This window comes from Escherichia sp. F1 (assembly GCF_046764225.1).
Taxonomy (GTDB): Bacteria; Pseudomonadota; Gammaproteobacteria; order Enterobacterales; family Enterobacteriaceae; genus Escherichia; species Escherichia coli.
Map to the genome: position 1 here is coordinate 3,067,739 of NZ_CP177202.1, position 12,027 is coordinate 3,079,765.

General features: G+C 53.2%; 13 protein-coding genes and 1 tRNA gene. 3 read left to right on the forward strand and 11 right to left on the reverse strand.

What is annotated here, in order from left to right; translation table 11 throughout:
• Positions 1-85: 85 nt before the first annotated feature.
• The 10 genes from appA to hyaA form a co-directional block, all read right to left on the reverse strand.
• Positions 86-1,384 (reverse strand): bifunctional acid phosphatase/4-phytase, encoded by a 1,299-nt coding sequence (gene appA, locus ACK8NJ_RS15000; RefSeq protein ID WP_247149672.1) that lies wholly within the window; start codon positions 1,382-1,384, stop codon positions 86-88.
• A gap of 79 nt (positions 1,385-1,463) precedes the next feature.
• On the reverse strand, positions 1,464-1,556 hold the full coding sequence (cbdX, locus tag ACK8NJ_RS15005; protein ID WP_000270305.1) for a cytochrome bd-II oxidase subunit CbdX: 93 nt from the start codon (positions 1,554-1,556) through the stop codon (positions 1,464-1,466).
• Positions 1,557-1,568: 12 nt separating this feature from the next.
• Positions 1,569-2,705, reverse strand: coding sequence for a cytochrome d ubiquinol oxidase subunit II (appB, locus tag ACK8NJ_RS15010; protein ID WP_000460803.1), 1,137 nt, complete (start codon positions 2,703-2,705; stop codon positions 1,569-1,571).
• A gap of 11 nt (positions 2,706-2,716) precedes the next feature.
• Positions 2,717-4,261, reverse strand: a complete 1,545-nt coding sequence (gene appC, locus ACK8NJ_RS15015; protein WP_000263563.1) for a cytochrome bd-II oxidase subunit 1 — start codon at positions 4,259-4,261, stop codon at positions 2,717-2,719.
• A 133-nt stretch (positions 4,262-4,394) separates the two neighbouring features.
• The gene (locus ACK8NJ_RS15020) at positions 4,395-5,252 is read right to left on the reverse strand and encodes a hydrogenase expression/formation protein (protein WP_000004887.1); all 858 of its coding nucleotides are present in this window, start codon (positions 5,250-5,252) and stop codon (positions 4,395-4,397) included.
• Positions 5,249-5,647, reverse strand: coding sequence for a hydrogenase-1 operon protein HyaE (gene hyaE / locus ACK8NJ_RS15025; RefSeq protein WP_000063978.1), 399 nt, complete (start codon positions 5,645-5,647; stop codon positions 5,249-5,251). The genes ACK8NJ_RS15020 and hyaE overlap by 4 nt, the downstream gene beginning before the upstream one ends.
• On the reverse strand, positions 5,644-6,231 hold the full coding sequence (gene hyaD, locus ACK8NJ_RS15030; RefSeq protein ID WP_000003642.1) for a hydrogenase 1 maturation protease: 588 nt from the start codon (positions 6,229-6,231) through the stop codon (positions 5,644-5,646). Before hyaD ends, hyaE begins: the two co-directional genes overlap by 4 nt.
• Positions 6,228-6,935: a Ni/Fe-hydrogenase b-type cytochrome subunit gene (gene hyaC, locus ACK8NJ_RS15035; RefSeq protein WP_024043656.1), complete on the reverse strand. Its 708-nt coding sequence runs from the start codon at positions 6,933-6,935 to the stop codon at positions 6,228-6,230. Before hyaC ends, hyaD begins: the two co-directional genes overlap by 4 nt.
• Positions 6,936-6,953: 18 nt before the next feature.
• Complete coding sequence (gene hyaB, locus ACK8NJ_RS15040; RefSeq protein ID WP_000107384.1) at positions 6,954-8,747, reverse strand: Ni/Fe-hydrogenase large subunit; 1,794 nt, start codon at positions 8,745-8,747, stop codon at positions 6,954-6,956.
• A complete protein-coding gene (gene hyaA, locus ACK8NJ_RS15045) occupies positions 8,744-9,862 on the reverse strand; it encodes a hydrogenase 1 small subunit (RefSeq protein WP_057108217.1) in 1,119 nt (372 codons plus the stop codon). Before hyaA ends, hyaB begins: the two co-directional genes overlap by 4 nt.
• A gap of 426 nt (positions 9,863-10,288) precedes the next feature.
• On the opposite strand from hyaA, the gene ACK8NJ_RS15050 reads away from it, so the two are divergent.
• The 3 genes from ACK8NJ_RS15050 (at position 10,289) to tusE (ending at position 11,662) form a co-directional block, all read left to right on the forward strand.
• A tRNA-Ser gene (locus tag ACK8NJ_RS15050) sits at positions 10,289-10,376 on the forward strand.
• Between the two features lie 206 nt (positions 10,377-10,582).
• Positions 10,583-11,242, forward strand: a complete 660-nt coding sequence (gene yccA, locus ACK8NJ_RS15055) for an FtsH protease modulator YccA (protein WP_000375136.1) — start codon at positions 10,583-10,585, stop codon at positions 11,240-11,242.
• Between the two features lie 90 nt (positions 11,243-11,332).
• Complete coding sequence (gene tusE, locus ACK8NJ_RS15060) at positions 11,333-11,662, forward strand: sulfurtransferase TusE (protein WP_000904442.1); 330 nt, start codon at positions 11,333-11,335, stop codon at positions 11,660-11,662.
• On the opposite strand, the gene yccX is transcribed toward tusE, so the two are convergent.
• Positions 11,659-11,937 carry an acylphosphatase gene (gene yccX, locus ACK8NJ_RS15065; protein WP_000048225.1) on the reverse strand — a complete coding sequence of 93 codons (279 nt, stop codon included), beginning with the start codon at positions 11,935-11,937 and terminating at the stop codon, positions 11,659-11,661. The two genes, tusE and yccX, sit on opposite strands and share 4 nt — an antisense overlap.
• Between the last annotated feature and the right edge of the window lie 90 nt (positions 11,938-12,027).

The window sequence follows — 12,027 nt, forward strand, 5'->3', positions numbered from 1 at the left end:
CCTTTTCCGGTCTACGCATCAGACAGTTCTTCGTTTATCATCAGCTTCAGAGCATTCAGGTAACTGAATGCTCTTTTTTTATGCATTACAAACTGCACGCCGGTATGCGTGCTTCATTCACGATTTGCGTAAAACTGGCCAACGAACACATGCCCTGCGCATTTCGCTCTTCACATCCTGCCAGGGTCAGTTTCACCTCTCCGGGCGGCGTATTTAATGATAGCGGCGTTTTATCACGCATCTGCTGTAAAGTCTGGAAGACCAGCGAAACCTGAATCCAATGGCTGTTATCGCTTAGCCTACGCCAGCGTTCAAACACCAGTTCACCCCCTGGCGGTGTGTTATCCGGCTGACCTGGAAGCGTCCAGTTGAGCTCCAGTGCGCCGCCGAGATTTGCCAGATTAGTATCGTGTCCGGCGATAAACAGCACTGAAGTGGGTAATGTCACACCATACGCCTGTTTTTGCGGTGGATGGGGCGTCAACGCTGTCATGATCAAATCCAACAACGGGGTGGCGCGGCTGCGGGCAACCTCTGGCGTGCGTTGTAGTAAATAAAATTGCGCGTTATGCAAACTTAGCAACGTGTTCCACTGGTGTGAATCAGTGATCCTTCCCCACCCCGGCTCCGGCATTCCCTGTGCTTGTTGCAGGAGAAATATTTCCGTCAGCATTGATGCGAGGCTTACCGCACCGGTTAATGAGACATTGTCGGCGCTCACCTTGAGTTCCGATGGTAATGCCTGCGTTAATGAACAGCTTTCGTCCTGTTTCTCACGGTTAAGGCACAAGTTTGATTGTGGAAAATTAAGCACCTGTTCCAGTTCGCGAAACGCCGTTTGTCGATGCCCGGTAAAGTCAGCAATTGACCCTCCTGCCCTGCTGAGGATCGCGTCAGTCACATTCGCGTTATCCAGTTGGCAAACGCCAGTTTTTAGAGGATTAAATAACGGATCGGGACTGGACGTATCTGCCTGGGTATGTATGGTTATTGCACAGTCAGGTGCCAGCCCGGCGGCGAAGGCTTCGCCTGTTTTACGGGTACGCTCGTCGACATCAGCAATAATCGCGACCTGACCAGGCTGCGGGCAGCCCTTTTTCGCCAGCAATCCGTCAGCCACCAGACGCTGGCGTTGGTAATGTCCGAGATAAGCGATTAGCTCACCACCGCGCGGTGTCAGCCACCCCAGTTTTACCGGCCATGTTGGCCATGCGTCTGGGGTGACATCCTGCATCAGTTGCGTGGCCTTGGTTGGGGCACGCACACCATGACGACTGACAATCACCACACTTTCCAGCTTCAGCTCCGGCTCACTCTGAGCGAATGCAGATTGCGGGGTGAACGGAATCAGAAGAGATAAGAATGGGATCAAGATCGCTTTCATCGATATGTTTCCGCTTTTCATATCCGACATTATTGATTGCCTGATGCGACGCTAATGCGCCGCATCAGGCTTACGTTCGTTAACTTTTCAGACGCGGGTCCAGCCATACCAACACAAGGGTGGAGAGCGAACACATCAACAAAATGCCGACGAACCAAAGTAAATACCACATTGTTCCTGCTCCTTAGTACAACTCGTTTTCGTTACGGCGGAGAGTTTCTGTTGTCATGCGCCCCCACATTTTGTAGTAGCTCCAGAGAGTGTAGAGCAACACAATGGGCAAAAATATCAGCACGATTACCAACATAATGCTCAGCGTCAGCTGACTGGAAGTACTGTCCCACAACGTCAGGCTGGAGATCGGACTCACGCTTGACGGCATGACAAAGGGGAACAGCGTGATGCCTGCCGTGAAAATCACGCCAAATTGCATCAATGACGCCATCAAAAATCCCCAACCCGGGCGACCACGATAAATCGCCATCACCGTCAGCAATGGGCAGAAGAACCCCAGCAGCGGGAAGATCCACAGAACGGGCGATTCGACGAAATTATTCATCCAGGCACCAGGTAGCACTGCCACCAGTTTCATTAACGGATTGGAAGGACCGTTAGCATCCTGGGCGAGCAGTACAAAGCCATCAATACCGACCCACAGCCAGTAACCCGCCAGCAAAAAGCACAGCATCACCAACAGTGCAGCCCGTTTAGTCGCCAGCTGTGAACGCAGATGAATCACACCAACAGTTTTCAGTTGTAACCAGACGCCACCTTGCAAAATCACCATTCCAAGGCTGAGCAATCCGCACAATAAAGGGAATGGCGTCAGCAGTTGCCAAAAGCTGCCGAGATATTCCACGCGTAATTGCGGTGTGAAGGCAAACGGCACGCCGAGCAGCAAGTTGCCGAAGGCAATACCGAAGACTACCGGCGGCACCAGACTGCCGATGACCAGTCCAGCATCCCACATTTTACGCCAGCGTGCATCGGCGATTTTTCCGCGATAATCAAAGGCCAGCGGGCGGAAGAATAGCGAGCACAGCACCAGAATCATCGCCACATAAAAGCCGGAAAACGCCGCTGCATAAACTCTGGGCCAGGCGGCAAATAATGCCCCACCTGCGAGGATTAACCAGACCTGATTGCCTTCCCAGTGCGCGCCAACGCTGTTTATCACTATCCGGCGTTCATCATCATTACGCGCCACCAGAGGCAGCAGACAGCCGATCCCCATGTCAAATCCGTCGGAGATCATAAAGACCACCAGGATCACGCCAATCAGCAGCCACCAGATGAAGCGCAATGTTTCATAATCAAACATGATTTTCTCCTTTACCCCTGTTGCTGCGTCGGTTGTTCACTCTGCATCGCGCTCGGCCCCAGACGGGCATATTTCTGCATCAGGTAGACTTCGGCGATTAAGAACAGGGTGTAAAGCCCTACGATCATGATCAGTGAGAAAGCCAGTTGTCCTGTGGTTAAGGCGGAGTGCGCGGAGTATGTCGGTAAGATGTCCTGTATCGCCCACGGCTGACGACCAAACTCGGTCATAAACCACCCGGCTTCAATCGCAATCCACGGCAGCGGCAAACTCCAGAGCGCCATTTTCAGCACCCAGCGATGCTGGTCGATTTTGCCACGCAGCGTCTGGACAAGCGCAATCAGCATCACCAGTAGCAGCAGAGAACCACAGCCCACCATGATGCGGAAACTCCAGAATACCGGCGCAACCTGAGGTATCGCGCCACGCATCGCCGCCTGGTACTGTGCAGCTGTGACATGGTTCATATCCGGCGCATAGCGGGAGAGCAACATGCCGTAACCCAGGTCGCCTTCCAACTCCCGAAATGCCTGCAACACATGCGGCTCACGATTGCCTTGCGATATTTCCTGCATTAACAGCCAGGCCATACGTCCGCGTTGCAAGCGTGGGTAGGTTTCAGCCATCAAATTCTTCAGACCCGGCACGGGCTTATCTAATGAGTGAGTGGCGAGGATCCCTAGCAGCGCGGGAATTTTGATAGCAAAGGCGTTACGCTCTTGATCCTGTTCCGGCCAGGCAACCACATGGAACGGTGCAGGTGCAGGTTCCGTTTGCCATTCCCCTTCCATCGCCGCCAGTTTTACCGGTTGTACTTGCGCGACTTCATACGCAGAACTGTCTCCGAGTTGCAGCGTGCCGATAATCGCCAGAGTACCGAAGACGGAACCGATGGCAAACGAGCGTAATGCGACATCGCGCTCCCGTCCGCGCAGTAAATACCAGGCGCTGATCGCCATAATAAACATGGCCCCAGTCACGTAGCCCGCCATTACGGTGTGCACAAATTTCACCTGGCTGACCGGGTTAAAGACCAGCTCGCTGAAGCTGGTCATTTCCATACGAAGGGTGTCGATATCAAAATGCGCACCGGTCGGGTATTGCATCCAACCGTTGGCATTCAATATCCACAACGCAGAGAGATTTGAACCGAACGCCACCAGCCACGTCACCAGCAGGTGCTGGTATTTATTCAGCCGTTGCCAGCCGAAGAAGAACAGCCCGACAAAAGTGGATTCGAGGAAGAAGGCCATTAATGCTTCCATCGCCAGCGGTGCGCCAAAAATATCGCCCACATAGTTGGAATAGAATGACCAGTTAGTACCAAACTGAAACTCCATGGTCAGGCCGGTAGCCACGCCAAGAGCAAAGTTGATACCGAAGAGCTTACCCCAGAAGCGCGTCATATCGCGGTAGATTGTTTTGCCGGTGACCACGTAAATGGTTTCCATGATAGCCAGCAAAAAAATCAGCCCCAGGGTAAGGGGTACAAATAAAAAGTGATACAGCGCGGTCAGAGCAAACTGCCAGCGCGATAAATCAATGACATCCCACATGCGCACTCCTGTAGGCGAAGAGAGAAAAATAACCCGTTAATGGTAGATCTCCCTCTTTATCCTGAAACTCTACGACCAGAGGTATTCGCCGATTGCGATATTCATAAGCCTGAAAGCGATACTTACCGTCTTTTTACGACGGTGCCCCTTCCGCCAGCCACTGACATACCTCACTAAGCCGCTGCGCAGAGTCGACCAAATCTTCTGGCGCTGCCAGAACCACTTCCGGTATCGGGCAGATTTCATAACTTTCCAGTAACGGGCCTTTTAAGGTGTCCGTACAGCGTAAATGCCAGACATGGCGTAACCCCGTGGCGTTGATATAGCTCTCGCCATAGCCAATGGTACGAATCTGAATATTTCCCGGCCCACAGAGACGTGAGAGAAAAAGCCGATCAGCCTCGCTGATGGGTAATTGCGTCAGATTAATGCTGTGCGGCTGCGCGTCGGGGTTACGTACATGCGCCAGTAACTCATGCGCCAACGGTAGGCCATTCATCAGGCCATCAATGGGCGGCGGTAACAGCGAATCTGTCGGCAAGACGTTTTGCGTTGCCGCCTGCCACAATGCCAGCGGCGCGCAGCCAGCCTCCAGTTTGTCCTCCAGCAACTTGTCGCCGCGACGTCTGCGCACCCGCCATAATCCGCAGAAGATCGCCTCCTGTATTTCACTTTCACTGTCGTCAGCCTGCTGCATGCGCACTGACACTTCCCCTTCCCCGAGAAGCGTATTGATAAAGTGACGATCGTCGGCGTTGAGATTTAACAGATCGACTGCCAGCACCTCGCCCAACGGCGGCTGGCATTCGCTTAGTTGATGTTGTAACTCGTTTAACAGCGCAATCACCTGCGGGCTGTGAGCACATTGCTCCAGGGCCGCCATACTCGGTTCATCATTCACCTGACAGGTGATCGGCAGTGGATTCATGCTGAAACTGTCATCGTTCGGTTGCGTTCCTGGCCCCAGCAGATGGAAAAAAGTTTCGCTCATGAGGCACGCTCCTGCTGCGGTTCGACAAGTCCGCGCATCAGGTTTATCAGTTCCGCCCACGGGTGAATACCATTCAGCACGCCGCGATAGTTTCCGCCGGTAAATACTAATGTGGCGGGAAAGCGAAAGACGCCAAAGCGATCGCCGATGGCTTCGCTCTGCTCAAGGTCAGCAATCGCCACCTGCCATGTGTAGTCGGGAAACTCGCGCAGTAATTCGCCAATCATTACCGGATTATCGCTGACCTCTGGCGTGCGTTTCGGATCGCTGCTTAATAACACCACGCCGTCTGGCGCTTGCGTAAGCCAGTCGTCGAGACGGGATTCACTGACCGGCGTCCAGCCGCGCGCCAGCATTCGTTGCCACAACGCATCAAATGGTGTGTCGTTGCTCATCCCTGCTCCTCCAGTGTCATCCGGTACTGACGCAAGCGAACGCCTTCGTAATTTTCCATCGACAGACAGTCATAATTGAGACAGCGCGATTCATTAGCCGGTTGCGGCACAATTCCCCAGGCCGCCAGCTGTACCAGCGCCGCCTGTTCCGCGGCGGGCAGTTGCTCCCGCGCCAGTTCGCTCAGGCTGCCGCCGTAGTCGTCGAGCATCGCGGGTTGCAGACCGACGAGGGCAATATGTGCTGGCAGATGTCCGCGGATATCTGCCAGCGCCAGCACTTCGGAGAAACTGTTCTGGTGCAGGCTCATTTTCTTCGCGCTGAGATAAGCCGGAATGCGTTCTCCGGCATACGTTCGTAGCGTTCCGGGTTCCAGCCCGTAATCAATGGCATCGAGGATCAACAAGTGACTGGCGCTTTCGACATACCCCAGCAAGTTCAGTCCCTGAGTACCGCCATCTACAATCTCCACATCCTCAGGCCAGTGGTAATGGGCATACAGCCGTTCCGCCACCCGCACGCCGAAGCCTTCATCGGCCCACAGCAGGTTGCCCAGCCCCATTACCACCACGCGTTGCTCACTCATGAACGCTCCTTGTTACTTATTTTGCCAAATTTGTGGCTACGGTAGCCGTTGACCATGGTGGAGATCACCGTGTCGTCGGACATGATGTCTTCACGCAGCGCCATGTAGACATGACCTATCACAAACGCGCCAATCAGCCACATCCCCAGCCGATGCCAGCTGTGAATGTCCATTGAGTTGCCACCCGTCCAGTAGAAAAATTCCACCACATAACGGAACGGCGCAAAAATAGCGTACTGACTATGTTCGCTGTACAGCGCAAAGCCGGTGACGATCATAAATACCGACATCAGGAAATAGCCGAACATCGCCGCCTGGGCGATGGGGTTATGGCCAATATCGGCACTCGGACGTTTTGCCAGAAACAGATACCAGCGGATTTCATACCACACGCCCTGCCACCAGCTTTTACGCCATACTGGCACGATAAACAGCTCGCGTGAGTAGCGATTGCCGACAAAAGCCCAGTAGATCCGCATCAGCAAGACCACGGTAAAAATCATCCCGGCGCTGAAGTGAATCAACCTGATATAGCCCATGTAAAACAGATACGTCGCCTCGCCGCTGACGGAAGGTAGCGGCTTGCCGATAAAGTATCCGGTGACCATCAACACCGCCATGCATAACACCGTCAGCCAGTGCCAGATACGCACTGGCGCTTCAAAGACATAATGGCTGACAACGTTGTCGCTTTTCTGTTGCATGATGATTCTCCTTCGCTGTTAACGCACCTGCACGGAGATCAGCTCGCTACCGTCGTCGCCCAGCACGTGTGTTGAACAGGCGAGGCACGGGTCAAAGCTGTGCAGAGTACGCAGGATCTCCAGCGGTTGCTCGGGGATCGCCATTTTGGTGTTCATTAACGCTGCTTCATAAGCGCCAATTTGGCCTTTGGGATCGCGCGGGCTGGCGTTCCAGGTGGTCGGTACCACGCACTGGTAGAGATCAATCTTGCCATCGCGAATGGCGGCCCAGTGGCCTAACGCCCCGCGCGGCGCTTCGGTAAAACCGACACCACGGCACTCTGTCGGCCAGGTTGCTGGTTCCCATTTTTCAGTAGAGGCGGTGGCGAGATTGCCGTTTTTGAGATTGGTCATCAGCTTGTCGAAGAAATATTGCAACTTGCCTGCGGCCCACTGCGCTTCGTGCGCGCGACACAAAATGCGGCCTAACGTTGACTGGATGCCGGAAAGCGGCAGGTTCAACGCCGACATCATGCGATCGACCGACTCAACGGTCGCCGCATCGCCTTTGTGATAAGCGATTAACGTGCGTGCCAGCGGCCCCACTTCCATCGCATTACCGCGCCAGCGTGGCGCTTTGATCCACGAGTAGCGTTCCTGTTCATTCAGCTGCTGAATGTTGGTATCGCTGCCTTTGACATCGCCGGGGTTGTACCACGGGTCGGTGATGCCATCGAACGGATGACGCCCGACCTGATCGTTGGGATATCGATACCAGGCGTGGTCGACAAACTCCTGCACCTGCTGCGGATCAACCAAATCCACTGGCAGCACATTGTTGAAGTCGCCGTTAATCACCGCGCCGCCAGGCATCAGCAGACTTTTCTCGCCAAAGTCGTTGGCAATATCCGGGAATGCGCCGTAGCTGAGGACACATTTATCAGAAAGACCCGTGCCGATTTCGCTCCACGGTTTGTTGAACTGACCAATGGCTAAGGCGTCGGGGATCATCACGTTGTTAATGAAATCCGCCGTGCGGGTGATAATCGACTGCACCAGGTTCAGGCGTTCCATATTGACCGCCCCGACCGCGCCGCTTTCGTCAATGTTAATGGCGCAAGGCATCCCGCCGACAATCCAGTTTGGATGCGGGTTTTTACCGCCAAAGACAGCGTGGATTTTGACAATTTCACGCTGGAAATCGAGAGCTTCGAGATAGTGGGCAAAGCCCATCAGGTTGGCTTCTGGCGGCAGTTTGTACTGCGGGTGCCCCCAGTAGCCATTGCGGAAGATCCCCAACTGGCCGCCTTCAACGAATTTCTTCAGGCGATTTTGTACGTCGAAGAAATAGCCAGGGGATGATTTCGGCCAAGAGGAGAGACTTTGCGCCAGTTCGGAGGTTTTCCGCGGGTCGGCTTTCAGCGCATCTAACACATCGATCCAGTCCATCCCGGCAAGCTGATAGAAGTGCACCAGATGATCGTGGCACCAGAGCGTTGCCAGCATAATGTTGCGGATGATATTGGCGTTGTCCGGCACTTTAATACCGATGGCATCTTCGATGGCGTAAACCGAAGCCAGAGCGTGTACGCCAGTACAGACGCCGCAGATACGTTCAACGAACGCCCACGCATCGCGCGGGTCGCGCCCTTGCAGGATGATCTCCAGCCCGCGAAACATGGTGCCGCAGGAGACGGCATTGGTGATCACATTCTGATCGTTAATATTCACTTCGCAGCGCATGTGGCCTTCAATGCGCGTAATCGGGTCGACCACCAGGCGGCGTCCGGCATTATTGATGGTGTATCCTTGAGTTTCGTACTGAGTGCTCATGCCTGTTTATCCTCATTGCCTGGCTGATGTTCGGTTTCTGTAGGTTGCTGGTTATGACGTCTGCGCTGGTCAACGGCGCTGGCGACTGCGTGCACACCAACAGCCGCTGCCACCACGCCAAGTGCGGTTAAACCGACGGCATCGGCGGTGGAATGGGTACCCATTTGCGGAATATCGACCACGCGGCTGTAGAACGAACCGCGATCCCAGAAACCATTTTCCGCACAGCCCAGGCAGCCGTGACCAGACTGGATTGGGAAAGAAACGCCATCATTCCAGCGTGTGGAGGAACAGGCGTTATAGGTGGTAGGCCCTTTGCAGCCCATTTTGTACAGGCAGTAACCTTTGCGGGCAGCGTCATCATCCCAACTCTGCACGAACTCTCCGGCGTCGAAGTGAGCACGGCGATAGCATTTATCGTGGATACGCTGACCATAAAACATCAGTGGACGGCCCATTCTGTCGACATCTGGCAAGCGATCAAAGGTCACCATGTAAGTAATGATGGCGCTCATCACATCCGGGATCGGCGGGCAGCCAGGTACTTTGATAATAGGTTTGTCGGTGATGACTTTGTCGATAGGCGTTGCCTGCGTCGGATTGGGTCGCGCGGCCTGCACGCAGCCCCAGGACGCGCAGGTTCCCCAGGCGATAATCGCACTGGCTCCGGCAGCGGCACGTTTGAGTTTCTCAATAAACGGTCGACCGCTGCTGATACAGAACATCCCCTGCTCGCCCAGCGGCGGATTACCTTCTACTGCGAGGATATATTTGCCATTGTATTGCGTGATGATGTCTTCAAAGACTTCTTCCGCCTGGGTTCCGGCGGCAGCCATCAAAGTATCGTCGTAATCGAGGGAAATCAGGGAAAGGATGACGTCCTTTGCCAGCGGGTGAGCGGAGCGGATAAAAGATTCGGTACAGCAGGTGCATTCCAGACCGTGGATCCATACCACTGGAATGCGGGGTTTGTTCTCCAGCGCCCAGGCAATCTTTGGTGCCATTCCCGCGCCTAATCCCAGCGACGTGGCAGCCAGACTACAATATTTGAGAAAGCTGCGCCGGGTAACGCCCTGACGCCGCATGGCCTGGTAAAATGTTTCCTCGTTATTCATATCGCACGTCTCTTCTCCTTGCGACACCGGCAGGACACCGGGCGCTTATGGTCGGCAAGCGACGTCCCTGTAGCAAGGCAAACCATCGCTTCACGTGAGATGCTGAAAACGAAAGCTCATCCTTCTGCACTGGCGCACGTCGCCAGAAAGTATTGTTAATAAAGCGTAGTGAAACTTTTGCACAAAACAATACAAACTGTATGGATTTATCTTTTAGCGATAAAAATGGACCTATTTTTCTTTTTGCCGGGCAGTGGGGATGTTTAGCCGGTTGCTAAACGAGTAAAAGAGAAGGAATTCATGGTGATGAAATGATCAATCTGCTGTTATTTCACGCTATCAATGCACTTTTGGCTGTTTTTCAGGCAAACAAACAAATTAGGGGTTTACACGCCGCATCGGGATGTTTATAGTGCGCGTCATTCCGGAAGTGTGGCCGAGCGGTTGAAGGCACCGGTCTTGAAAACCGGCGACCCGAAAGGGTTCCAGAGTTCGAATCTCTGCGCTTCCGCCAAATAAGATAAGGGGTTAGCTAAATGCTAACCCCTTTTTCTTTTGCCTGTCGAAATTCTCAGGGCGTTATATTTGCTTAATGACCTGATAATCCGCTGTTAAACCTGTTCCAGATCAAATGCGTAAAGATGGGTAAAACTTCTGGGTGCCCTTACGCATTATCATTATGCTGCTTAATTAATTACATCTGTCATAGAGAGTGACTCAATGGATCGTATTGTTAGTTCTTCACATGACCGTACATCGCTGCTTAGCACCCATAAGGTGCTGCGTAATACCTATTTTCTGCTGAGCCTGACGCTGGCCTTTTCTGCGATTACCGCAACTGCCAGTACGGTGCTAATGCTGCCATCTCCGGGTCTGATTCTGACGCTGGTGGGTATGTATGGTTTGATGTTCCTGACCTATAAAACGGCGAATAAGCCGACCGGGATTATCTCCGCATTCGCCTTTACCGGTTTTCTGGGTTATATCCTCGGACCAATTCTGAATACCTATCTGTCTGCCGGAATGGGTGACGTAATCGCTATGGCACTGGGCGGAACGGCGTTAGTGTTCTTCTGCTGCTCTGCATATGTGCTGACCACCCGCAAAGATATGTCGTTCCTCGGCGGTATGCTGATGGCGGGTATTGTGGTGGTGCTGATTGGTATGGTTGCTAATATCTTCCTGCAACTGCCTGCTCTGCATCTGGCGATCAGCGCGGTCTTCATTCTGATCTCCTCTGGCGCTATTTTGTTTGAAACCAGCAACATCATTCATGGCGGTGAAACGAACTATATTCGTGCCACGGTTAGCCTGTATGTTTCGCTGTACAACATCTTCGTCAGCCTGCTGAGCATTCTGGGCTTCGCCAGCCGCGATTAATCTCGCCCAGGGTTACTTACCGAGCCTCGCTTTATGCGGGGCTTTGTTTTTTGTTACACTGCCGCCAGTCTGATTAAGGTAGTAATAATTATGCTGATCTTCGAAGGTAAAGAGATAGAAACGGATACCGAAGGCTATCTCAAAGAAAGCAGCCAGTGGAGTGAGCCGCTGGCAGTGGTGATTGCAGAGAACGAAGGGATTTCGCTGTCGCCAGAACACTGGGAAGTGGTGCGTTTTGTGCGTGATTTCTATCTGGAATTCAATACTTCTCCGGCGATTCGTATGCTGGTAAAAGCGATGGCGAATAAATTTGGCGAAGAAAAAGGTAACAGCCGCTATTTATACCGACTGTTTCCGAAAGGTCCGGCTAAGCAAGCCACCAAAATTGCTGGCCTGCCAAAACCGGTAAAATGTATTTAACGGATACGAAAATCGGTTAATTCCCCCGAGGGATGATGCGGCTCGCTGAGCACCCGTTCTACACGCGCAGAACGCGGGCCGCCACTCTTTAACCACTGCATTAATTTTTCTACCTGCCCTTCTTCACCGCAGGCAACCACTTCCACGCTGCCATCGTCAAGATTTTTGGCGTACCCGGCTAATCCCAGTTTTTTCGCTTCGTACTGCGTGGTATAGCGAAATCCAACGCCCTGAACTCGCCCGTAAACCCAGGCGATTATGCAGACTTTCGACATTGCTGCTCTCCTTATCCTTAATGGACGCGTTGCAAATCCATGGAAAACTCCGGACAATGACGCCCATTTCTTTGCATCGACAGAAAAGTA